The following is a 23154-nucleotide window of genomic DNA, read 5'->3' as shown; positions in this document are numbered from 1 at the left end:
TGGTGCCACGACACGCGGCTCGCCGGCGGCGCGTGTCCCCGAGGCACGCGGCGCGCGGGCGGGTCAGCGCCGGACTGCACGCGGCTCAGGAGCCGCGCGGCACCGCCCGACACGCAGCTCGCGCACAGCGCGGCGTCCCGGTCGGGGGCGCCGCGCTGGCAGCGGTCGCCGGCCTGGGGCTGGTCGTCGGTGGCGTGAGCCTGCTCGCGGGGGAACCGGCCGTCCGGGCAGAGGACTTCGGTGCCCCGACGGCGGAGCCGACCACGTCGTCGCCGGTGACGGCTTCCGAGGGGACCGGTCCGGACGGGCACGTCCAGAGTGCGCTCACCGCGGTCGCCCACGCGCCGACGCCGGTGCCTCCGGCGCAGGTGACGCTCCCGGGCGTCACGGCCGAGGTCGTGGCGGTGGGCGTGCTGCCCTCCGGTGAGCTGCAGCTGCCCGCGGACCCGGCGCGCGTGGGGTGGTGGGCCGCCGGTGCCGTGCCCGGCCAGGCCGAGGGCACGGTGGTGCTTGCCGGCCACATGGACGGACTGCGTCGCGGCGGTGCCATGAGCGCGCTGCTGGTCGTCGCGTCCGGGGACGTCGTGTCCCTCGAGGACAGCCGCGGGCGCGCCCACGAGTACCGGGTGGTCGAGCGCAGCACGACGCCGCAGGAGAGTCTGGACCCGTCGCTGTTCACCCCGGACGGGCCTCACCGCCTCGTCCTCGTCACCTGCGGCGGCACCTACGACGAGGCGACGGGGCGGTACTCCGAGAACATCGTTGTCGTCGCCGAGCCGGTCGGCTGAGCCCGAAGGCAGGTGCCACAACGGCTCCGGCACGACGGCGACACACCGGACGACACGCCGTGACAAGTGTCGCCCGGGGCTCCCACCGCCCGTGCTTGTGGCACATGCCCGGCGGAACGCGCCGAGGCTCAGCCGTGGAGGTTGAGGACGAGCTCCTCCGGACCGCCCTCGACCACGCGCACCGGGATGCCCCAGTCCTGCGCCGCGAGGTGGCAGGCGGGGAACTCGATGGCCGGGTCGTCGTCGCAGGACGCGGCCTTGGCGGTCACCGACAGGACGGTCTGGCCGTCGCCGGCGCCGTCGAGGGAGCCCAGGCTGAGCGTGACCTCCCGCTCGAGGTCCGTGCCCGTGCCGCCACCGGCGACGAGGGAGTCGGCGGAGACCGACAGCTGGGTCGAGGGACCGAAGCGGTCGTCGAGCTTCTTGCCGGCGGGCGGGGTGAACACGACGCGCAGCGTGAAGCTCGGTGCCACCTCGGTGGCGGGCCGGTGGGTGCGGTGCGCGCCGCCGTCGTGCAGCTCGGCCGTGCCCTCGGGCAGCGGCACCCGGGTGAGCCGGTGGGCGGCGGACTCGACGACGAGGAGGTGCGCGCCGTCGTCGTCCACGAGAAGCCCGGACGGCTCGCGCAGGCCGGTGGCCACGGTGCTCACCTGCCCGGTCGCGGGGTCGTAGAGGCGCACGGCGCCGTTGTACGTGTCGGCGACGGCGACCTGCCCGCCCGGGAGGGCGGCAACGCCGAGCGGGTGCTGGAGCAGCGCGTCGGCGGCACCACCGTCGCGGTGACCGAAGTCGAACAGGCCCTGCCCGATGGCGGTGCGCACCTTGCCGGCGGGCACGTCGACGTAGCGCAGGGCGGAGGTCTCGGCGTCGGCGAGCCAGAGGCGGCCGTCCGAGCCGACCGACAGGCCCGAGGGCTGGGCGAACCAGGCCTGGCGCAGCTCGCCGTCGACGAGGCCCTCGTTCATCGTCCCGCCCAGCCGCGCGAGGAAGCCGGCGGCGGGGTCGAAGGTCCACAGCGTGTGGTGCCCCGCCATCGCGACGACGACGGCGTTCGCGGCCGCCGACCAGGTGACGTCCCAGGGGGAGGAGAGCCGGATGCGGCGTCCCGGCCCGTAGTCCTCGGTGGCCGGCTCCTCGCCCGGTTCGACGTTGTCCGGGGCGCCGACCATGAACTGCTCACCGGTGCCGGCGAGCGTCCTCACGTGCCCGTCGGACAGCCGCACACCGCGCAGGAGGTGGTTGACGGTGTCGGCGACGACGACGTCGTAGCCCACCTGCTCCGCGACCTCACCAGGGAGGAGGCACAGGCCGTTGGGCTCGTTGAGATCGGCGACGTCGGCGGGGCCGTCGGTGCGTCCGCGGGAGCCGGAGCCGATGGCGCGCACGAGCGTCTCGCCGTCTGGCTCGAGCTCGACGAGGCGGTGGTGGCCGGCGTCGGCGACGAGGAGGTTGCCGCCGGGCAGGGTGATGGCCTTGGCAGGGAACTTGAGCAGGCCGGCCGTGGGCTCCGGCGGCACGTAGGGCCCGGACCCGCGGTGGAGGGTTCCCTTGGCCTCGTGCTCGGCGACGAGCTGGTCGATGGCGGCGGCGATGTTCGGGGTGTGCCCCTCACCGGCCATGTGCCCGACGATGTAGCCCTCGGGGTCGATGAGGACGAGCGTGGGCCACGCACGGGCGGTGTAGGCCTTCCACGTGACGAGCTCGGGGTCGTCGAGGACGGGGTGGGCGACGTCGTAGCGCTCGACGGCGGCGCCGAGCGCGTCCGGGTCGGCCTCGTGAGCGAACTTGGGGGAGTGGACGCCGATCGTCACGAGGACGTCGTGGTACTTCTCCTCGAGCTCGCGCAGCTCGTCGATGACGTGGAGGCAGTTGATGCAGCAGAAGGTCCAGAAGTCGAGCAGGACGATCTTGCCGCGCAGCTCCTGCAGGCCCAGCTCGCGGCCACCTGTGTTGAGCCAGCCGCGCCCGACGAGCTCGGAGGCGCGGACACGGGGCTGGGTGCGAGCGGCGGTCATGCCCCCATTGTCCCCGGGGCGGCTGCGACCCCGAGCACGAGGACACCGGCCGTCTCGTGGGATGGGACACGGAGCCCGGCGGTTGCACCCACCTCCTGTCGCTGCGCGTCGCCGTCGGTGAGGAGCCGGCCGGTGAGGACGTGCATGGCGACGAGGACGGCGAGCGTCAGGACGACGAGCGCGGCGCCGATGACGATGGCGCCGGCGAGCTCGGGAAGCGGGGTACGGGACCGGTCTGTGCTCACAGGACGATCCTCGCCGGCCCGGGTACCGGCCCGCGTCGGCCTCGCGGCTGACCTTGGCGGCCCAGGATCCACCCGTGGTCGGACCCTAGGGCAGGCGCAGCCCGCCGGCGTGGTGGACGTGGAACCAGCGGTAGCCGTACCCGGCGAGGGCCAGCTCGCTCGCGCCGTCGTCGTCCAGGACGAGGCGTTCGTCGCTGAGCAGGCTCTCGAGGGTGGACCCGCCAGGGGCGTCGACCCGCAGCGGGACGGTGCGCGCCTCCCCGCCGAGGTTGTGCACCGCCACGACCATCCGCCCCTCCCACGCGACGCAGTGGGCCAGGACCTCCGGGTGGGGCTGGTCGAGCACGTGGAAGGTGCCGCGCCCGAGCTCCGGGTGGGAGCGGTAGGTGTGGACGAGCCGGCGCACAAAGCTCCACAGCGAGTCCGGGTCACGCATCTGGTCCCACGCGTTGACGAACTCGGGACCGTAGCCGTCCGGCACCGGACGCGCCACGAGCTTGGCGGGCGCAGCGGTGGAGAAGGCACCGCCCGGCTCCGGTGCCCACTGCATGGGGGTGCGCACCGCCATGCGGCCGTCGGCGGCGAGGTCCTCACCCATGCCGATCTCCTCGCCGTAGAACAGCGACGGCGTGCCGGGCAGGGAGAACAGCAGGGAGTAGACGAGCCGGATGCGCCGCGGGTCCCCGTCCATCATCGGCGGCACCCGACGCTTGAGGCCGCGCCCGTAGATCTGCATCTCCTCCTCCGGCCCGAAGGCGGCGAAGACCTCCGCACGCTCGTCCTCGGAGAGCTTGTCGAGGGTGAGCTCGTCGTGGTTGCGCACGAAGGTGGCCCACTGGCAGTCCTCGGGGATCTCCGGGCGGGTGAGGAGCGCCTCGGTGAGCGGTCCGGCGTCGCCCCGGGCGAGTGAGAGGTAGAGCTTCTGCATCGTGATGAAGTCGAACATCATGTGCAGCTGGTGGCCGTCGCCGAAGTACGTCGCCTGTTCCTCGTGCGGCACGTTGACCTCGCCGAGGAGGATCGCGTCGCCCCGGCGGCGGGAGAGGAAGGCCCGGATGTCCTTGAGGTGGTCGTGCGGGTGGGCCATCGCGTCGGCGTCCGCGCCGGTCATGCCGATGTCCTCGAGGAAGAAGGGCACGGCGTCGACCCGGAAGCCGTCGATGCCGAGCTCCAGCCAGAAGCCGATGACCTTCATGATCTCGTCGCGCACCTTGGGGTTGGCGACGTTGAGATCGGGCTGGTGGGAGTAGAAGTGGTGGAGGTACCACTCCTCGGTCTTCTCGTCGAGGGTCCAGATGCCCTCCTCCCGGTCGGGGAAGACCGCCATGGCGGACGTGTCCGGCGGGGTGTCGGCGCGCCACACGTAGTAGTCCCGAAACGGGTTGTCGGTCGACCGGCGGGCGGCCTTGAACCAGGGGTGCTGGTCGGAGGTGTGGTTGATGAGGAGGTCGACGATGACCCGCATGCCGCGGTCCTTGGCGGTGCGGACGAGCTCGACGACGTCGCCCAGGCTGCCCAGGCGCGGGTCGACGCCGTAGAAGTCGGTGACGTCGTAGCCGTCGTCGCGGTCGGGGGTGGGGTAGAAGGGCATGAGCCACAGGCAGGTGACACCGAGCTGGGCGAGGTAGTCGATGCGCTCGACGAGCCCGGCGACGTCCCCCACGCCGTCGCCGTCGGAGTCGAAGAAGGTCTCGACGTCGAGGCAGTAGATGACGGCCGTCTTCCACCACTGGTCGGACGTCTCGGTGATGCGGGTCATCGGGGCGGTCTCCCTGGAGATGGGGGGCGGGTGCGCTCCTGTGTACCGGTGAGGGAGCGCCGCGGCATCCCGGGGAGTCGCGGCGGGCGCGGCTACGGCGCGCCGGGGGAGGACGTACCCGGCCGCCCCGGCGAGGAGGGCGACGGCGGCGACGAGCGCCGGGAGCGGCTCGCGGGAGGACGGGACGTGGCGCGCCAGCACGTCCCGCGGGTCGTGCGGGCCGGGCCGGTTCAGCCGCGCAGGGCCGCCAGCGCCTCGCGGCGCTGCTGCTGCTCGACCGGGTCGGGGACCGGGACCGAGGCGAGCAGCTTCTGCGTGTAGGGGTGCTGCGGCGTCTGCAGCACCTGCTCACCGGTGCCGAGCTCGACGAGGTCACCGCGGTAGAGCACCGCGATCCGGTCGGCGAGCATGCCGACCACCGCGAGGTCGTGGCTGATGAAGAGCGTGGCGAAGCCGAGACGCTCCTGGAGCTCGCTGAACACCTCGAGCACCTTCGCCTGCACCGACACGTCCAGCGCCGAGGTCGGCTCGTCCGCCACGAGCAGGTCCGGGTCCAGCGCGAGCCCGCGAGCCAGGCTGGCCCGCTGGCGCTGCCCGCCGGAGAGCTCGTGGGGGTAGCGCTCCGCGTAGTGCGTGGGCAGGTGGACGGCGTCGAGCAGCTCGTTGACCCGGGACTGCGCCGCCGCGACGTCCTTTGCCCGCCCGTGGATGAGCAGCGGCTCGGCGACCGCCTCCCCGATGGTGAGGAGCGGGTTGAAGCTCGTCGCCGGGTCCTGGAAGACGAAGCCGACCCGGGCGCGCAGCGGCCGGAACGCCTTCTCCTTGAAGCCGACCATCTCGTGGCCGAGCACCTGGAGCGAACCGCCGGTGGCGCGGGTGAGACCGGCGATGGCCCGGCCGATCGTCGTCTTGCCCGAGCCGGACTCACCGACGAGGCCGAGCACCTCACCGGGGGCGATGTCGAAGCTCACCCGGTTGACGGCCCGGAAGTCGGGCTGACGCAGCCGGCCCGGGTACACGATCTCCAGGTCGCGGGCGCGCACCACCGGCTCGGTGGCGGCCGGTGCGGTGGCCGGGGTGCCGATCGCGGCGCCGAGCCTGGGCACCGCCCGGAGCAGCTGGCGGGTGTACTCGTGCTGCGGGGCGGCGAAGAGCTCGCGCGCCGGCGCCTGCTCGACGACCTTCCCGCGGTACATGACCGCGACGCGGTCGGCGAGGTCGGCGACCACGCCCATGTTGTGAGTGATGAGGATGATCGCGCGGCCGAACTCGTCACGCACCGCTCGGAGCAGGTCGAGGATCTCGGCCTGGACGGTGACGTCCAGCGCCGTCGTCGGCTCGTCGGCAACGATGACCTTCGGGTCCAGCGCAAGGGCCATCGCGATGACGATGCGCTGCTTCTGCCCGCCGGAGAACTGGTGGGGGTAGTGGTCCACCCGCGTCGAGGGGTCGGGGATGCCGACCTTGCCGAGCATCTCCACCGCTCGCGCCCGGGCCTCCTTCTTCGAGTACTCCCCGTGGGCGCGCAGCCCTTCGGCCAGCTGCCAGCCCACCGTGTACACGGGGTTGAGCGCCGTCGAGGGCTCCTGGAACACCATGGCGACGTCGCGCCCGCGGGCCTTGCGCAGCTCGCCGGGCTTGAGCTGGACGAGGTCGCTGCCCGCGAGGACGACGGCGCCCTCGACGCTCGCGTTGTCGGGCAGCAGCCCGAGGACGCTCTTGGCCGTCACGGTCTTGCCCGAGCCGGACTCCCCGACGACGGCGAGCACCTCCCCGGGGTTGACGTGCAGGGAGACGCCGTCGACGGCGCGGACCGGCTCCCCGTCCGTGGCGAAGGTGATGTGCAGGTCCCGGATGTCGACGACGGGGCCGCCGTCGGCGTCGTGCGTGGTCATCACGCCGCTCCCTTCATGGCGGTGGCGACGCGGCGCGGCGGCCGCGGCGGCCGACGACGGATCCGCAGGCGCGGGTCGGACAGGTCGTTGAGGCTCTCTCCGACGAGGGTGATCCCCAGGACGAGCATGACGATGGCGACGCCGGGGAAGACACCGGTCCACCAGATGCCGCTCGCGACGTCGGAGATTGCCCGGTTGAGGTCGTAGCCCCACTCGGCGGCCGCGGTCGGGTTGATGCCGAAGCCGAGGAAACCGAGCCCGGCGAGGGTGAGGATCGCCTCCGAGGCGTTGAGCGTGACGATGAGCGGCAGCGAGCGGGTCGCGTTGCGCAGCACGTGTCGCGAGAGGATCCGCGAGGTCGAGGCGCCCAGCACGCGGGCAGACTCCACGAAGGCCTCGGCCTTGAGCCGCACCGTCTCGGCGCGCACCACCCGGAAGTACTGCGGCACAAAGACCACCGTGATCGAGATGGCCGCGGCGGCGATCCCGCCCAAGAAGCTCGACTGCCCGCCGGAGATGATGATCGACACGACGATCGCCAGCAGCAGGGAGGGGAAGGCGTAGATCGCGTCGGCGACCGTCACGAGGACCCGGTCCAGCCAGCCGCCGAGGTAGCCGGAGACCAGGCCCAGGGCGATGCCGAGGAAGATCGAGGCCACGACGGCGAGGACCACCGTGAGCAGCGCCGTCTGGGTGCCCCACACGACGCGCGAGAAGACGTCGTAGCCGCCCACCGTCGTGCCCCACCAGAACTCGCCCGACGGCGGTGCCTGCCGGGGGAAGGACCCGTCGGGTCCGCTGAGCTGGTTGAAGGAGTAGGGCGCGATCAGCGGTGCAAGGACAGCCAGGAGGACGAAGACGGCGCAGATGACGAGGCCGGCGATGAGCATGCCGCGCTGCAGGCCCACGCTGCGGCGCAGCTGCCACACGAGCGGAAGCTTCTTCCACCGGGCCACGTGCGCGGCGGCTCCGTGCTCGATCGGGTCGGGTGCGGTGCTCATCGTCAGTACCTCACTCTCGGGTCGATGAGGGCGGCGATGACGTCGACGACGAAGTTCGTCACCGCGACGACTACCGCGAGGAGCGCGACGATGCCCTGGACGGCGACGAAGTCGCGCGCCCCGAGGTACTGGGCCAGCTGGAAGCCCAGCCCTCGCCACTCGAAGGTCGTCTCGGTGAGGATCGCCCCGCCGAGCATGAGGGCGATCTGCATGCCCATGACCGTGATGATGGGGATGAGGGCCGGCTTGTAGGCGTGCTTGCGCAGGAGGCGCCCCTCGGGCACGCCGCGCGAGCGGGCGGCGTCGACGTAGTCCATGCCGAGGGTGCCGATGAGATTGGTGCGGACCAGGCGCAGGAAGACACCGGCAGTAAGCAGTCCCAGGGCGACGGCGGGCAGGACGGCGTGGGACAGGACGTCAACGATGAGGTCCCAGCGGCCGGTGCGCAGCGCGTCGATGATGTTGATGCCGCTGGACCCGGAGATCCGGTCCAGCGTGAGCTGGGTGCCCGGCGTGGCGCGCCCGCCCAGCGGGAACCAGCCCAGCCACACCGAGAAGACGAGCTTGAGGAGCAGTCCGGCGAAGAAGACCGGGGTGGCATAGCAGAGGATCGCGAAGACGCGGAGCACGGCGTCGGGCAGCTGATCGCGGCGGTAGGCCGCGATGCGGCCCAGCGGGATGCCGACAAGGAGCGCGACGATGAGCGAGAAGACGACGAGCTCGAGCGTCGCGGTGCCGTAGGTGAGGAGGATCTCGCTGATCGCCCGGTTGTCGGTCACCGTGCGGCCGAAGTCACCGGTGAAGATCTGGCCCAGGTACTCGACGTACTGGACGAGCACGGGCCGGTCGTAGCCCGCCGCGGCGAGCCGCTCGGCGAGCTGGTCGGGCGTGAGGCGCCCACCCACCGACGCGGAGATCGGGTCACCGACCACCCGCATGAGGAAGAACACGAGGGTGACCAGGATGAACACCGTGGGGATGATGAGCAGGAACCGCACGAGGATGTAGCGGCCCAGCCCCGATCCGCCGGACTTGTCGGCGGCGGTGGTGCTCACCACCTGTTCGTCAGCGATCGTCACGAAGAACTCCTCTCACGGACGGGACGGGGCGCCGCTGGTGCGGCACCCCGTCCCGTCGTCGTGGATGTGGCGCTGGGGCTAGCGGCCGAGCGGGGCGTAGCGGAACTTGAAGGAGGCGTCGAGGGTGACGCCGGTGATGTCGTTCTGGGCCACGGCCACCTGGGCGCCCTGGAGGTAGGGCAGGGTGGAGAGGTCCTCGGCGACGAGCTGCTGGACCTGAGCGATCTTCTCCTCACGCGCGGCCGGGTCCGGCTCGGTGGCCTGGTCCAGGATGAGGTCGTTGACCTCGGCGTTCTCGTACCCGTTGGCGAGGAAGTTCTCCGTGAGGAAGAACGGGGAGAGGTAGTTGTCCGCGTCGGAGTAGTCCGGGAACCAGCCGAGCTGGTAGGCCGGGTACGCGCTCTCGACACGCTCGGTGTTGTAGGTGTCCCACAGCGTCGACTGGAGGGTCACGTCGAACACGCCGCCGGCCTCGAGCTGGCTCTCGATCATCGCGTACTCCTCGTCGGAGGAGTTGCCGTAGTGGTCGGGGCTGTACTGGAGGTTGAGCGCGACCGGCGTCGGGACACCGGCCTCCTCAAGGGCCGCAGCGGCGGCCTCGGCGTCGGGGCCGCCCTGGCCGTCACCGTACATCTCGAGCAGCGGCTCCGCGGCGCCGCTCAGGCCCTCGGGCACGTAGGAGTACAGCGGGGTGTAGGTCCCCTGGTAGATCTCCTGGCTCAGCGCCTCGCGGTCGAGCAGGTGCGCGGCGGCCTGGCGCACGGCCAGGGCCTTGGCGGGGTCGGCGTCCGGGGTGGCCTCGCCAAAGGGCTGGGCGTTGAAGTCCCAGGTGATGTAGCGGATCTCGCCGCCAGGCCCGTCGTGGATCGTCACGCCGTCGTCGCCCTCGAGGTCGGCGAGGTCGGTGGGGGAGAGGTTGCGGAACGCGACGTCGACGTCACCCTGCTGGACGGCCAGCTTGAGGGAGGTCTCCTCGGTGAAGTACTGCGCGGTGACGACGTCCGTCTCCGGCGCGCCGAGCATGCCGCCGTAGTCGGCGAAGGCCTCGTAGCGGACGAGCTCGTTCTGGGTGTAGTCGGTGATCGCGTACTGGCCGGCGAAGGCCTTGCCCTCGACGATCTCCTCGGCGGGGGTCAGCTCGGTGGCCGAGAAGACGTCCTCGTCGACGATCGGGCCGACGGGCGAGGAGAGCACCTGCGGGAAGGTCTGGTCGTCCTCGCCCGTGAGGTGGAAGACGACGGTGAGGTCGTCCGGCGCCTCGACACTCTCGAGGTTGTACAGCAGCGAGGACGGGCCGTTCGGGTCCGCGATCGCGAGCTGGCGGTCGAAGCTGAACTTCACGTCCGAGGAGGTCAGCTCGTTGCCGTTGGCGAAGGTCAGGCCCTCCTTGAGGGTGACCGTGTACTCCGTGGGCGCGGTGAACTCCGCCGACTCGGCGATGTCCGGCTCGACGTCCGGGCTGCCGTACGGGGTGTTGAGCAGGAAGGGGAAGACCTGGTTCTGGACGAGGAAGGAGCCGTTGTCGTAGGAGCCGGCCGGGTCCAGGGAGAAGATGACGTCGGTGGTGCCGACGGTGATGCCGTCGCCGCCGGAGCCCGTGGCGTCGTCGCCGGAGCCCCCGCCGCCGCCGTCGTCGGTCTCCGCGCAGGCCGCGAGGACGAGGATGAGGGCGGTCGAGGCACCAACCAGTACCCGGCGCCGCTGGTGAGCGAGGGCCATAGTTCACTTCCTTAGGAGAAGGGGGGCCACCTGCCCCGTGCAGAGCGGACGAGCGGCAGCTGCTCTCTCGCTCCGACCGGCCGGCCGGAGCGCGGGTATGGAAACTAACACACCGCGTCTCACTCTCTGAGCAGATCGGCCCGAGATCCGGTTCGGCCACCGGGCGCGCCGGGTGCCGTGTCGGCGAGTGCTCCTCACCCGTCCGTGAGTCTGAAGGTGGCTATCCGATGTAGAGCTCGACGACGTCGTTGCGGCGGGCGGCCACCTCCTGCACCAACGCGGCGAGGAGCCCGGCGCGAACGCGGACGTGCTCCAGGTCAGGCCGGCCGGCCAGGTCCGCCCGGAGGCGGGCGAGCTCGGCACCCAGGACCGCGTCCTGGGCCCTGTCGACGACCAGCCCGTCAGCGAAGCGGGGCACGATCTCCAGTCCCGCGGCCTCGGCGAGCGGGAGCCACGTCCGGCGGAACGCGTCCTCCGTGGCGACGGGCAGGTAGGACGTGCCCTCCGACCCGGGACGGTAGGTGACGACGGCGGCGACCGACATGGCTCAGGGTCCCACGGGCTGACGGTCGCGCTCGGCGTCGGGCAGCGGAGGAAGGCGGACGCGCACCCCGAACTCGGCCGTGAAGGTCCAATCGGGGAAGGTGGAGCGGAGCGTGGCGAGCTCGGCGTGCACCGCGGCGCGGAGCGCGGGGGAGTCACCGTCGAGACGGAACAGCAGCTGGCGGATCTGCTGGATCCGAGACAGCTCGGGCACGGTCGAGGAGCCTCCGGACGTGGGCCGGGTGGCGACCGCGGTGGCCAGCGCCTGGATCCGCTTCGTCGTCTTGACGGTGATCTGCTTGTTCGCCCACTGCGCCTCTGTCTGGGCGCGCTGCCCCGTTCGCGGGTTGACGCGCTCCAGACCGGACACCGACTTGCTCTCGACGAACCGCCCTCTCCCGAGGTCGACGCCGTCGAACTCCCCGATGGGGCTCCTTCCGGCGTTGACGAGCTCGACCCCCCGGTAGTACTGGAGGGCCTCGCGGGGACCCGGGAGCGCCGCCTCGCCCGCCTGGACCCGGCGCACGCGCTCGGTCAGCCAGGTGCTGGACCGGCTCTCCCCGAAGGCGCGCCCGAGCTGCGACCCCCGGAACGCACGCAGCCCGGCGCCCAGGCCCAGGGACGCGGCGTACATGACGAGCGCCTCCAGGAGCTTGCCGAGGAGCAGGCCGACGGCCTCGGCGAGCTCACGTCCGGCGCGGTCCAGAACCTCGCGGTCACCCCGCGCGCCCCACACCGTGGCGAGGAACGTCCCGAACGCGGCACCGACGGCGGCGAGGGACTGGGCCACCCACACGATGAGCAGGCCGAGACCCAACCACTTGAGGAGCACCATGCCGACCTCGAAGCCCGCGGCCGCGCCGGGGACGGCGCCGGCCCCGCCTGCCAGGGCGCCCAGCCCGGCGCCGATCGCGGTCGACACGGCGAGGATCCCCGCGGCGCCGACGAGGGTGATGCCCAGGGAGACGAGGGCCTCGACGAACGAGTCGCCGAGGTGCCGCATGATGGCCTCACCCATGTACTGGCCGGACAGCCCGAACGCGGTGGAGAAGTCGTCGAGCAGCTCTCCGGCGCGGTCGAGCATCCCTGCCACACCGACCGCGTCCGCGATGTCGTAGGACACCGAGCCGGAGCCGACGACGCCCTTGAGGCCGCGGGCGAAGGCCACGCCCGGGACCCAAATGAGGCGTCCGGCCTCGAAGTGGACCGCTCGCCAGCCGTCGGTCGTGTCGGGCACCGTGATGCCGTTGGCCCACGCGAGCACGTTGACGTAGAAGCGCAGGTCCTGGCCCCAGTCGTCGGAGACGGCGCTGTAGTACTGCTCCGCGACGGCGATGGCCGTCCCCGCGACCCCGCTCGCGACGCGGTGCAGGTGCGCCTGGGGGTCAGGGAGCTGGGTCCACACGTACACGCGGGCCACGTAGCCGAGGTCGCCGTCGGGTGTGGCGACGAAGTACCAGTCCCCGGGGAACTGCTTGACCACCTGCACGTGGGTGTCGAAGGGCAGGCCGCGGACGACGTTGTCCGCCTCCGTGTCCGGCGTGGCCCGCAACCGGACCTCCGGCGCCTCGTCCCGGTTGACCACCCCGACCGCCCCGACGGCCTCGCCGCCGTCGGGGATGGTCGTCGGCGGGGGGATCGGGCCCGTCTCGCTCGTGGCGAGCCCGCGGCGCGCCTCCTCGTCGTGCAGGACCTGCAGGTTCGGACGGAGCAGCTGCGCGTCCGCGGGGGAGGCGGCGAGCTCGAGCTCGGCGTCCTCGATCTCTGCCCGCAGGGCCTCGTCGGTGAGGCCGCGGGCGAAGTCCGGGGTGATGCTGCTGTCGGTGGCACTGCGCTGAGCGACCAGCTGCGTCACGGCGCGGTTGCCTGCCTGCCGCTGCAGACGCAGGAGCTCCAGGCCTCCCGAGGCGGCCGCCGCGGGGGCCGGCCCCCTGCCGCGCACCTCGCCAGGTGCGCGGACAGTCCCTGTCACCTGCGCGGGAGCGGCTGCCGTCGGCCGCGCTGGCACGGTCATCCTCGGAGTGTGCGGTCCCAGCGGGGGCTGGGGAAAGCGCCTCGTGCTCGTCTCGAGGGCACGACGGACGGCCCTTTCGGGCAGCTGACCCGCGGCGCCCCGGTGGACCCACACGCGCCCGACCGGCCCACTGTGGCGCCGTGTGGCGGGCGCACAGCAGGGCCGGGCGGCGCGTGTGGCGGTGCCTCAGGACGCCGGCGCGTCCATCGGCCTGCCGGTCTCGACGAAGGTCTTGAGCCCGGACAGCGACCACGGCCAGCCGCCACCACCGCCCTCCGGGTCACCGCCGCCGTTGAGCTCCTCGGCCTGGTCGGGCGCGGCGCTCACGTCGTGGGTGAGGACGACCTTGGTCTGGCCGTTGGGGTACTCGGTCAGCTCCCAGGTGAGGCGGGTCGCCGGCGCACCCTCCCGCCACGTGGGGCTCCAGGACAGCACGAGGAGCCGGGGCGGGTCGATCTCCAGCACCTCGCCCTCGACGGCCACCGGTCCCATGCCGAAGGCGACCATGTCCGGGGTGGAGAGGTTGCGGTAGGTGCCGCCGGGGCGCGGGTCGATCTCGACCTCCCCGCCGTAGCCCCACTGCGACGTGCCCTCGGAGGTGGTGATGGCGTCCCAGATCCGCTGGGCCGGGGCGTTGATGTAGATGGTGTGGATGACGTCGGTGCTCATGACGGGTCCTTGTCCTCGAGTCGTTCCTTGAGATCGATGAGGGCGTCAGCGGTGCGCGCCCTGTCGGTGTACTTGCCGATCCAGCGGCGGTGGATCTGCTGGACCGGGACCGGGTTGAGGTAGTGCTCCTTGACCCGGCCGACCTTGCGGGTGGTCACCAGGCCTGCGGCCTCGAGGAGGCGCAGGTGCTTGGCGACGCCGAAGCGCGTCATCTCGACGTGCTCGGCGACGACGGCTTCGAGCTCCCCGAGCGCACGCCCGTCGCGCTCGAAGAGGGCGTCCAGCAGCAGCCGGCGCACAGGGTCCGCCAGTGCCTTGAACACGAGGTCCTCGTCCACACGGTCAAGCATAGGTGACTGAACAGTCACCTATCAAGACCCGACTTCTCACTGTGCGCCCGGTGGTCCACCGCGCGCCGCTTACCGGCAGCACAGTGGGATCAGGAGGCGCACAGTGCGGAGGGGCGGACGGCCAGCCGGGCGGTCAGCCGGCATCCGCGCCGAAAGTCTCGGCTGCGTACCGGTGGAGCAGTGCGGCCACCTGCTCCGGGTGGCTGAGAGCGGCGAGGTGGCCGCCGTCGACGTCGTCGGGGACGATCTCGAGGCGCTCACGGGCAAGGCGGTGCTGGAAGTCGCGGGGGAAGAGACGGTCGTCGCGGCCGGCGATGACGCGGGTGGGCACGTCGGGCCACCGGGTGAGCGGCCACGGGTCGGCGAAGGGTCGGCCGGACTGCTCGCTGTCCCGCTCGCCCTCCTCCGCGAAGAGCGCCGGCGGGACGTCGTGGCCGTAGAGCACCGCCTCGTCCTGCAGGTCCGCCTCGCTGAGCCCGATACCCAGCGCGTGCTCGACCATCGCCGCGTGCTGCCCCGTCACCTGCCACCAGTCCCCGCCGGTCTCACCCGGCGTCGGGACCATCGCGTTGTGCAGCACGAGGAGGCGGACGGGGACGCGCTCGCAGACGAGCGGCGCGGTGAGCGCGCCCATCGACAGCGCGACGACGGCGAGGTCCTCCGCGCCGGTCGGTATCGCAGCGACGCCGGCGTCGACGTACTCACCCAGCCCGGCGTCGTCGTCGCCGGAGGGGAGGTCGACGGGGACGGCTCGGTGGCCGCGAGCCGCGAGCTCGCGGGCGACAAGGTGCCAGACCCAGCCGGAGCCGCCGGCCCCGGGGAGCAGCATGAAGGTGGCCATGGAGGGACAGACCGGCGCCCGGCCCGGAAGTCGTCGGCAGCCGCGCCCTCAGGCGCGCAGGGCCGGCAGCAGCTCGTGCTCGGCGAGCTCGAGGAAGGGTGCCTGGTCCTGGCCGACGTGGTGGAGGTACACCTCGTCGAAGCCGAGCGCCTCGTACTCGCGCAGCTGCTCCACCAGCCCGGCCACGGAGTCGGTGACGATGACGGCGCCGGCGATGACGTCGTCGGGCACGTACCGGCCGATCGTGTCGAAGTCCTCGGGCGTGGCGGTGTCGTGGGCGATCGGCTCGGGGAAGGTGTTGTTCTGCCACTGGTCGCGGGCGATGTCACGTGCCTCGCTCAGCGTCGGGGCGATCGAGACGTGCATCTGGAGGGCCAGCGTGCCGTTCCCACCGGCCTGCCGGTAGGCGCCGACGATCTCGCGCACCGACTCGATGTCGGTGTTGATCGTGATGAGGCCGTCGGCCCAGTGCGCGGCGCGCGCGGCGGTGCCGGGGGACAGGGCCGGGCCGATGAGCGCCGGTGCCTCCTGCGGCAGGTCGTAGAGGCGGGCGCGCTCCACGGTCACGTGCCGTCCCCGGTAGGTGACCTCCTCGCCGGCGTGGAGGCGGCGGATGACCTCGACGCACTCCTCGAGCCGCTCCTGGCGCAGGTCCTTGCCGATCCACTTGGCACCCGTGATGTGCTCGTTCATGTTCTGCCCGCTCCCCAGCGCCACCCAGAAGCGGCCGGGGAACATCTCGGCGAGGGTGGCCGTGGCCTGCGCGACGATCGCCGGGTGGTAGCGCTGACCGGGTGCGTTGACCGTGCCCAGGCGCAGGTCCGTCGTCGCGAGCGCGGCACCGAGCCAGGACCACGTGAAGCCGGAGTGGCCCTGTCGCGCGGACCACGGGGAGAAGTGGTCGGAGCACATCGCCATGTCGAAGCCGGCGCGCTCGGCCTGCTGGACGTCACGCAGGAGCTGGGAGGGAGCGATCTGCTCTTGCGAGGCATGGAATCCGTAGCGAGGCATACGTCCTTGTGTAACGTGCGCCGCGTCGTGCGGCACCCGGAGCCTTGCCGCTCGTGGGCGCCGCCGGGAATACTCGCCCGGGTGATCCGCCGCCTCGCGCCCCTCTGTGCCCTCGCGCTGCTCCTCACCGCCTGCTCGGGACCCGAGGACGACGGCCTGGACGACGCCGCCTCCGCCCTCGCCTCCGCACTGGCCGGGCAGAGCCTCGACGGCGTGACCCTCACCGACCCGGTGGCCGCCGGGTCCTTCGCCGAGCTCGTCGAGCCGCTCGCCGAGTACGAGGTCACGGTGGAGGCGCAGGAGGTGACGCGCGCGGAGGACGACGGCGCCGCGAGCGTCGACCTCGCGTGGTCGTGGACGATCGAGGACCACGAGTGGGCCTACACGACGACGGCGGAGCTCGTCGAGCAGGAGGACGACGGCGGCTGGGCGCTCACCTGGCGCCCCGACGTCCTCGCGCCCGGCCTCACCGAGGGGGAGCGCCTGGAGGTGAGCCGCACCCTGCCCGAGCGCGCCGACGTCCTCGGCGCCGACGGCGAGGTCATCGTCACCGAGCGTCCCGTGGGCCGCTACGGCCTGGACAAGACCCTCGTCGCGGCCGAGGAGGTGGGGGAGCGCGCCGGGGAGGTGGCCGAAGCCCTCGGCATCGACCCCGCCGCCTTCCGTGAGCGCGCCGAGGCGATGGGGCCGCGGGCCTTCGTCGAGGCGCTCGTCCTGCGCCCGGAGGACGCCGAGGACGTCGACGAGGACTTCGCCGACATCCCCGGTGCTCGCGTCGTCGAGGACACCATCCCGCTGGCGCCCACCCGCGAGTTCGCCCGTGCGCTCCTCGGGAGGGTCGGCCCGGCGACGGCGGAGGTCGTCGAGGCCTCCGAGGGCCGGGTCCGGGCGGGGGACGAGGTGGGCCTGTCGGGCCTCCAGGCCGCCTTCGAAAACCAGCTGCGCGGCACGCCCGACATCGAGGTGGCCGCCGTCGACGCCGCGGACACGCGCCGCCCGCTCTTCGAGGGGGAGGGCACCGAGCCGGAGGACCTGCGCCTCACCCTGGACGTCGATGTCCAGCAAGCCGCGGAGGAGATCCTCTACGCCGGCGAGGACACCCAGGACTCCGCCAGCGCGATCGTCACGCTGCGGCCCTCCACCGGCGAGGTGCTCGCCGCCGCGAACGGGCCCGGCAACGAGGGCCTCAACGCCGCGACCGCCGGCCAGTACGCGCCCGGCTCCACCTTCAAGGTCGTCACCTCCCTCGCGCTGCTGCGCGCCGGCCTCGCGCTCGACGACGCCGTCACCTGCTTCGAGACCCTCACGGTCGACGGCCGCGAGTTCACCAACTACGACGACTACCCGGCTTCCGCGCTCGGCGAGGTGCCCTTCCGCACCGCCCTCGCGCACTCGTGCAACACCGCCCTCATGGACCAGCGCGACCTTCTCGAGGACGGCGACCTCGCCGCGGCCGCCGAGGCGCTGGGCATCGGGGTCGAGCGGGACCTCGGCTTCCCCGCCTACCTCGGTCAGGTCCCTGCGCCGGAGAGCGAGACGGAGCGTGCCGCCTCGCTCATCGGGCAGGGGCGCGTGCTCGCCAGCCCCCTGGCGATGGCGACGGTCGCCGCGTCGGTGCAGGCCGGCCACGCCGTCCTCCCGCAGCTCGTCGCCGACACCGCTCCGGAGGTCGCCGAGCCGGCCCAGCCGCTCACCGAGAAGGAGGCCGAGCAGCTGCGCGAGCTCATGCGCGGCGTCGTCACCGAGGGCTCCGGCATCGCCCTCAGCGACGTGCCCGGCGAGCCCGTCCTCGCGAAGACCGGCACCGCGGAGTACGGCAACCCGGACGGCGACGGCGCCCACGAGACGCACACGTGGATGATCGCCGCCCAGGGCGACCTCGCCGTGGCCGTCCTCGTCGAGACCGGTGTCTCCGGTGCGCAGACCGCCGGCCCGATCCTCGAGGAGCTGCTCACCGCCCTCGCGGACTGATCACACCCGCGAGCGCTCCTCCAGCGCGGCCACGAGGTCCACGCCGGCGTACCCGGCGTGGAGGAGGACGTGGAGGAGCAGCCGTGCTTTGCGCCCGGAGAGCTCACCGGCCATGAGCACCCCCGCCTCGATGAGCTGCGCCTCGGAGCCGATGTACCCGTAGGTGGCCCGGCCCGTGCCCCCGCGGGAGGTGCGCGAGGCGACCACGACGACGACACCGTCGCCCACCGCCGTCGCTAGGACCTGCGAGGTGGCTGCCGAGACGTGCCCGAGCCCGCTGCCGTCGATGACGAGGGCGCGGAAGCCCGCGGTGAGGAGGGCGCGGACGACGCGGCCGTCGTCAGCGAGCGGTGCCTCGACGAGGGCGACGTCGACCGGGCCGGCCTCGGGCGGGGGCAGCGGAGCGGGCCGCGCGGCGGGTGGTGAGGTGAAGCGGGCGTGGCGCTCCTGCACCCGCCCCACGGGGCCGAAGCCCGGTGAGGCGAAGGTGTCGAGCGCCGTCGAGCTCTCCTTGGTCACCCGCGCGGCGAGGTGGATCTCGTCGTTGAGAACGACGAGCACGCCCCGTTCCCGCGCCTCGGGGGTGAGCGCGACGCGGGCGGCGGCGAGGAGGTTGGCGGGCGCGTCGGTGCCGGTGAGGTCGGTCTGGCGCATGGCGCCGGTGACGACGAGCGGCTCGGGCCGGTCCCACAGGAGGTCGAGGAGGTAGGCCGTCTCCTCGAGGGTGTCGGTGCCGTGGGTGACGACGACGCCGCTCGCGCCGTCGTCGACCTGCGTGCGCCCCCAGGTGAGTGCCTCGAGGACGTCGCCGACTTCGACGGAGGCCGAGGGCTTGGTGCACACGGAGGTGGCGAGCACGGCGGCGAGGTCGGCCAGCTCCGGGACGCCGCGGACGAGGTCGACGGCGTCGAGGCGGGGCTGGGCGGCGGCCCCGGGGGCGGGGGCGGTCATCGCGATGGTCCCGCCCATCGCGGCCACGGCGAGGATCGGCTGCATGTGGCCAGGATGCCACCCGCGGGACCTTGGCCCCGTGACACCGCCCGGTTCGCTGCCCGACACTGGACATATGGCACGAACCTCACGCGTGGCCGCTGCGGCCGCCACCCTGCTGCTCGCCCTGTCCGCCTGCTCCGGCGCCGCTGAGGACACCGTGGCCACGCCCGAGCCCGAGGCCGCGCCGCTCCTCGAGGAGCACGGGCTCGACGGCATGAGCGGCAGGGAGATCGTCGACCACCTCGACCGGCTCGGTGGCGCCGAGCGGCCCGCCGACCTCATGGCCTCCGTCCGCCCCGCGGAGCTCATCGTGTCCGACGGCACCGAGGAGCTCGCCGTCGCACTGCCGGAGGACGAGTTCTACCTGTCCGTCGCGCCCTACGTGGACAGCAGCCACGAGTGTTTCTTCCACTCCTTGACGACGTGCCAGGGCGAGCTCGCCGAGGCAGACATCGAGGTCACCTTCACGACGGCGGACGGCGAGGTGCTGCTGGAGGAGACGACGACCACCTTTGCCAACGGCTTCGCGGGCTTCTGGCTCCCGCGCGACGTCGAGGGCGTCCTGGAGGTCACCCACGACGGCCGCAGCGGGCAGGTCCTCGTCGCCACCGGCGAGGAGGACCCCACCTGCCTCACCACGCTGCAGCTCAGCTGACTCCGCTCGCCGGGCGTCCGGCACCGTCCTAGCGTGAGCGCATGAGCGATCAGCCCAGCGACACCATCAAGGACCCCGAGGACTGGACCACCGGCGAGGAGCCCGCCACCGGCGCCCAGCTCAGCTACCTCAGCACCCTGGCCCGTGAGGCCGGGCGCGAGGTGCCCGAGAACCTCACCAAGGCACAGGCGTCCAGCCTCATCGACGAGCTGCAGCAGGGCAGCGACCGCGTCACCGGGGACTGACGGGCTCCGGCTCCGGCGCCGCGTCCAGCCCGCCGAGCACCCAGCGCAGGCTGCGCGTGGCCGCGTGGCCGGCGGCGGCGCCGAGGGTCGCGTCGCGGCGCGGGTGGTCCGGCAGGCGCAGCGGCTCGCGCGCCCACCGCGGCAGGGTCGCGACCGCCGCCCGCCCGATGAGGGCGTAGCCGGCCCGTGCCGGGCCGGTGACCGGGGGACGGTGGAGGAGGAACTGCGCCGCCTCCAGCGCCTCGGGCGTCGAGCGCAGCTCGGGGCGGTAGCGCTCGAGGGCGGCGCGGAGCTCTGCGTGCGTCGTCGGCACCGCCTCCCCTCCCAGGCGCCGCGCCACGCCCGCCGCCTGCGCGACGTAGGTGTCGGTCTCTGCCGCCGTCAGCGGCCGGGCGCCGAAGCGCTGGTGGGTGGTGAGGAAGCTGTCGATCTCGGCGATGTGCACCCACGTGATGAGGTGGGGGTCGTCGGCCCGGTAGGGGACGCCGTCGGTCGTCGTGCCGGAGATGTGCCGGTGGACGGCGCGGACGATCGCGATCGCCCGCTCCGCGTCCTCCACCTTCGCGTAGGTGGTCTCCGCGATGAAGGTGCTCGTGCGGGCCAGCCGCCCCCACGGGTCGTTGCGGTAGTCGGAGTGCTGGGCGACGGCGGCCATGGCCAGCGGGTGCAGCGACTGCAGGAGCAGGGCGCGCAGGCCGCCGACGTACATCGACGCGTCACCGTGGACGCGCTGGACGGGGTCCTGTGGGCCGAACCACCGCTCGCCCGGCTCACCGTGGATCCGGTGGCGCGCGTCGTGCGCGTCAGGTCCCGCGACTCGGGCCAGCAGGAGGTCACTCAGCCGCCTGCGGGCGGCGTGTACGGGTGTCACCTCCCCAGTCTGCGTGATTCCCGACGGCGGTGCGCACCGGGCGGCACGGGCTCAGGTGCTCGCGGTGGCGCCTGCGCCGGTGCCGGTCTCACGGATCTGGACGACGTCACCGAGGCGTGTGACGTCGAGGAGGAAGCGGACGAGGTCGGGCGGGTCGACGAAGACGGCGGTGCGGTGCCCGACCGCGAGGCGGGCGAGGCTCGTCAGTGCGAGGGAGTCCATGAAGGTGACGGAACGGGTGTCCACCTCCACCGGGAGGCCCCCTGTCCGGGCCTCGGTCACCGCATGCTCGAGGGCCTGCTCCAGGAGGGCGTCGACCTCCCCGCCCAGCTCGAGCCGGACCAGGCCGTCGCTGCGCCACAGGCGCACCCAGCCCTGGTTGTTCGCCGGTCCTCTTCTCTCCATGACGTCCCCCACGTCGTGATCGTGGGGTGATCATGGCACGGTGCGGCCCGCGCCGGAACGGTTTGCCGCCCACAGGCGGGCCTTGCCGCCCACGTGGCGGCGCTCGAGGACCGCGCCCAGCGGCACGCGCGGCTCCTCGCCCAGCGCCCAGTGTCACCCTCCCCGCGCACGACGCATGCGGCGACGCTACCCGGCGCGGCCGTGACGCGTTCATGCACAACTGGTGGACAAGGCTGTGGACAGTCGTGGCCGCCGCGCGTCGGGCCGCTGCCGCGCCTACCGTGGGCCGCACCCACCAGTACCCGGGAGGACCCATGTCAGGTACCCAGTCCGACCACCCCCTCGCCGTTGTGACCGGCGCCTCGAGCGGGATCGGCCGCGAGGTCGCCATCCTGCTGGACGAGCAGGGCTACGACCTCGTCATCTGCGCCGACGAGCCCGAGATCCACACCGTGCTGCCGGAGTCCCGGGGACTCACCGTCGAGCCGGTCCAGGCGGACCTGTCCACCTACGACGGCGTGGAGGACCTCCTCGACGCCGTGGGGGACCGCGCCGTCGATGCCCTCGTCCTCAACGCGGGCGTCGCCGTCGGCGGGGAGTTCGTCGAGACGTCCCTCGACGACGACCTCGCCCTCATCGGTCTCAACATCAGCGCCAACGTCCACCTCGCCAAGCGCCTCCTTCCCCGGATGGTCGCCGCCGGACGCGGGCGCGTCCTGCTCACCGGCTCGGTGACGAGCATGATGCCGGGGCCCTACTACGCCACTTACAGCGCCTCCAAGGCCTTCCTCCTCAACTTCGCGCAGTCGGTGAGGTATGAGCTGAAGGACACCGGCGTCACCCTCACGACGATGATGCCCGGCCCCACCGACACCGAGTTCTTCGAGCGTGCCGGCATGGAGGACACGCGGGTGGGACGGAGCGACAGCAAGGACGATCCCGTGGAGGTCGCCCGCGACGGCATCGCCGCGATGCTCGAGGGCAAGGATGACGCCGTCGTCGGCGCGACGGTGCGCAACACGCTCATGTCCCGCGCCGCCAAGCCGCTGCCCGAGCGGACCAAGGCGGCCACCCAGGCCCGGCTCACCAAGCCGCTGGAGGACGGGGAGTGAGCCCCGGGCGGGCGGGGGCTCCGCCGTCGTCCTAGCGTGAGCAGATGAGAGTCATCGGAGTCACCACGCCCGGCGGACCTGAGCAGCTTGAGGTCCTCGACCGGCCCCTTCCCCAGCCCGGGCCCGACGAGCTGCGCATCGCCGTCGTCGCCGCCGCCGTCAACCCCACCGACACCGTGCTGCGCGAGCGGGGCGGACCCGACGGCCTCGAGCCGCCGTGGGTCCCGGGCATGGACGCGGCGGGCGTCGTCGACGCCGTCGGGGAGGGGGTCGAGCTGTCCCCGGGCGACCGCGTCGTCGCGATCGTCGACCCGCGCACCCCGCGCGGCGGTGCCTACGCCGAGCTCGTCGTCGTCCCCGCCGACGGCGTTGCCCGCCTGCCCGACGACGTCGACCTCGTCGCGGCATCGTCCCTCCCGCTCAACGCGCTCACCGCCCGCCACGCCCTCCGGCGCATGCGGGTGCCGCGGGCCGGCACGGTCGCGGTGACCGGGGCCGCGGGTGCGGTCGGCGGGTACGCGATCGAGCTGGCCAAGCACGCCGGCCTGCGGGTGGTCGCGGACGCCAAGGAGGAGGACCGGGCGCTCGTCGAGTCCTTTGGCGCCGACCTCGTCCTGCCGCGCGGGGAAGGATTCCCCCAGGCGGTGCTCGAGCACGAGCCCGGCGGCGTGGACGCGTTGCTCGACGCCGCCGTCATGGGTGCCGCGGTGCTGACCGCCGTGCGGGACGGCGGGGTCGTCGCCTGCGTGCGCCCCTTCGACGGGGAGCCCGAGCGCGGCATCGACGTCTACACCGTCACGCCGGCCGACTACGTGCACGACGCCGAGGGGCTGGCCGAGCTCGTCGACCTCGCCAGCCACGAGGTGCTGTCGCTGCGCGTCGCCCGGACCTTCCCGGCCGAGGAGGCCGCCCAGGCGCACCGACAGCTCGAGGCGGGTGGCACGCGCGGGCGGCTGGTGCTCACCTTCTGACG

At 72.9% G+C, this 23154-nt stretch carries 22 protein-coding genes; 6 read left to right on the top strand and 16 right to left on the bottom strand.

The annotated features are described in order from the left end of the window. The first annotated feature begins 32 nt into the window (after positions 1 to 32). Complete coding sequence (locus tag M3148_RS18185; RefSeq protein WP_251305400.1) at positions 33 to 788, top strand: class F sortase; 756 nt, start codon at positions 33 to 35, stop codon at positions 786 to 788. Between the two features lie 128 nt (positions 789 to 916). On the opposite strand, the gene M3148_RS14385 is transcribed toward M3148_RS18185, so the two are convergent. The 13 genes from M3148_RS14385 to M3148_RS14325 form a co-directional block, all read right to left on the bottom strand. Next, on the bottom strand, positions 917 to 2803 hold the full coding sequence (locus tag M3148_RS14385) for an NHL domain-containing thioredoxin family protein (RefSeq protein ID WP_251305399.1): 1887 nt from the start codon (positions 2801 to 2803) through the stop codon (positions 917 to 919). After that, complete coding sequence (locus tag M3148_RS14380; RefSeq protein WP_251305398.1) at positions 2800 to 3048, bottom strand: hypothetical protein; 249 nt, start codon at positions 3046 to 3048, stop codon at positions 2800 to 2802. Before M3148_RS14380 ends, M3148_RS14385 begins: the two co-directional genes overlap by 4 nt. Positions 3049 to 3133: 85 nt before the next feature. Next, positions 3134 to 4807 carry an alpha-amylase family protein gene (locus M3148_RS14375; RefSeq protein ID WP_251305431.1) on the bottom strand — a complete coding sequence of 558 codons (1674 nt, stop codon included), beginning with the start codon at positions 4805 to 4807 and terminating at the stop codon, positions 3134 to 3136. 230 nt (positions 4808 to 5037) lie between these two features. Further along, complete coding sequence (locus M3148_RS14370; RefSeq protein ID WP_251305397.1) at positions 5038 to 6702, bottom strand: ABC transporter ATP-binding protein; 1665 nt, start codon at positions 6700 to 6702, stop codon at positions 5038 to 5040. Next, entirely contained in the window at positions 6702 to 7703 is a 1002-nt protein-coding gene (locus M3148_RS14365; protein ID WP_251305396.1) for an ABC transporter permease, read from the bottom strand. The genes M3148_RS14370 and M3148_RS14365 overlap by 1 nt, the downstream gene beginning before the upstream one ends. Positions 7704 to 7705: 2 nt before the next feature. Continuing rightward, the gene (locus M3148_RS14360; RefSeq protein ID WP_251305395.1) at positions 7706 to 8782 is read right to left on the bottom strand and encodes an ABC transporter permease; all 1077 of its coding nucleotides are present in this window, start codon (positions 8780 to 8782) and stop codon (positions 7706 to 7708) included. Between the two features lie 78 nt (positions 8783 to 8860). After that, on the bottom strand, positions 8861 to 10501 hold the full coding sequence (locus M3148_RS14355) for an ABC transporter substrate-binding protein (protein WP_251305394.1): 1641 nt from the start codon (positions 10499 to 10501) through the stop codon (positions 8861 to 8863). Between the two features lie 220 nt (positions 10502 to 10721). Continuing rightward, the gene (locus M3148_RS14350) at positions 10722 to 11045 is read right to left on the bottom strand and encodes a hypothetical protein (RefSeq protein ID WP_251305393.1); all 324 of its coding nucleotides are present in this window, start codon (positions 11043 to 11045) and stop codon (positions 10722 to 10724) included. Positions 11046 to 11048: 3 nt separating this feature from the next. After that, a complete protein-coding gene (locus M3148_RS14345) occupies positions 11049 to 13058 on the bottom strand; it encodes an SH3 domain-containing protein (protein WP_251305392.1) in 2010 nt (669 codons plus the stop codon). 186 nt (positions 13059 to 13244) lie between these two features. Further along, entirely contained in the window at positions 13245 to 13727 is a 483-nt protein-coding gene (locus M3148_RS14340) for an SRPBCC domain-containing protein (protein ID WP_251305391.1), read from the bottom strand. Then, a complete protein-coding gene (locus tag M3148_RS14335; RefSeq protein ID WP_251305390.1) occupies positions 13724 to 14065 on the bottom strand; it encodes an ArsR/SmtB family transcription factor in 342 nt (113 codons plus the stop codon). The genes M3148_RS14340 and M3148_RS14335 overlap by 4 nt, the downstream gene beginning before the upstream one ends. A gap of 145 nt (positions 14066 to 14210) precedes the next feature. Continuing rightward, complete coding sequence (locus tag M3148_RS14330) at positions 14211 to 14918, bottom strand: alpha/beta fold hydrolase (protein ID WP_251305389.1); 708 nt, start codon at positions 14916 to 14918, stop codon at positions 14211 to 14213. Positions 14919 to 14966: 48 nt separating this feature from the next. Then, on the bottom strand, positions 14967 to 15929 hold the full coding sequence (locus tag M3148_RS14325; RefSeq protein WP_251305388.1) for a TIGR03885 family FMN-dependent LLM class oxidoreductase: 963 nt from the start codon (positions 15927 to 15929) through the stop codon (positions 14967 to 14969). A gap of 81 nt (positions 15930 to 16010) precedes the next feature. Here M3148_RS14325 and M3148_RS14320 point away from each other — a divergent pair, with 81 nt between their 5' ends. After that, complete coding sequence (locus tag M3148_RS14320; protein WP_251305387.1) at positions 16011 to 17900, top strand: penicillin-binding transpeptidase domain-containing protein; 1890 nt, start codon at positions 16011 to 16013, stop codon at positions 17898 to 17900. On the opposite strand, the gene M3148_RS14315 is transcribed toward M3148_RS14320, so the two are convergent. Beyond that, positions 17901 to 18896 (bottom strand): asparaginase, encoded by a 996-nt coding sequence (locus M3148_RS14315; RefSeq protein ID WP_251305386.1) that lies wholly within the window; start codon positions 18894 to 18896, stop codon positions 17901 to 17903. A 70-nt stretch (positions 18897 to 18966) separates the two neighbouring features. Between M3148_RS14315 and M3148_RS14310 the strand changes: the two genes are divergently transcribed. Together M3148_RS14310 and M3148_RS14305 are read left to right on the top strand one after the other, a co-directional pair. After that, positions 18967 to 19548 (top strand): CueP family metal-binding protein, encoded by a 582-nt coding sequence (locus M3148_RS14310; protein ID WP_251305385.1) that lies wholly within the window; start codon positions 18967 to 18969, stop codon positions 19546 to 19548. 41 nt (positions 19549 to 19589) lie between these two features. Beyond that, positions 19590 to 19793 (top strand): DUF3072 domain-containing protein, encoded by a 204-nt coding sequence (locus M3148_RS14305; protein WP_251305384.1) that lies wholly within the window; start codon positions 19590 to 19592, stop codon positions 19791 to 19793. Here the strand turns inward: M3148_RS14305 and M3148_RS14300 are convergent. Both M3148_RS14300 and M3148_RS14295 read right to left on the bottom strand, forming a co-directional pair. Further along, positions 19780 to 20664, bottom strand: coding sequence for an oxygenase MpaB family protein (locus tag M3148_RS14300; protein WP_251305383.1), 885 nt, complete (start codon positions 20662 to 20664; stop codon positions 19780 to 19782). The two genes, M3148_RS14305 and M3148_RS14300, sit on opposite strands and share 14 nt — an antisense overlap. Positions 20665 to 20715: 51 nt before the next feature. Continuing rightward, positions 20716 to 21081: an STAS domain-containing protein gene (locus M3148_RS14295; protein ID WP_251305382.1), complete on the bottom strand. Its 366-nt coding sequence runs from the start codon at positions 21079 to 21081 to the stop codon at positions 20716 to 20718. Between the two features lie 302 nt (positions 21082 to 21383). Here M3148_RS14295 and M3148_RS14290 point away from each other — a divergent pair, with 302 nt between their 5' ends. Both M3148_RS14290 and M3148_RS14285 read left to right on the top strand, forming a co-directional pair. Then, complete coding sequence (locus tag M3148_RS14290) at positions 21384 to 22181, top strand: SDR family NAD(P)-dependent oxidoreductase (RefSeq protein ID WP_251305381.1); 798 nt, start codon at positions 21384 to 21386, stop codon at positions 22179 to 22181. Positions 22182 to 22225: 44 nt separating this feature from the next. After that, positions 22226 to 23152 carry a quinone oxidoreductase family protein gene (locus M3148_RS14285; RefSeq protein WP_251305380.1) on the top strand — a complete coding sequence of 309 codons (927 nt, stop codon included), beginning with the start codon at positions 22226 to 22228 and terminating at the stop codon, positions 23150 to 23152. Positions 23153 to 23154: the final 2 nt, after the last annotated feature.

The sequence above is a fragment of the Georgenia satyanarayanai genome (assembly GCF_023715365.1).
Lineage (GTDB): Bacteria > Actinomycetota > Actinomycetes > Actinomycetales > Actinomycetaceae > Oceanitalea > Oceanitalea satyanarayanai_B.
Note: the sequence above shows the minus strand (reverse complement) of the source record. Positions and strands in the feature narration are given on the sequence as shown.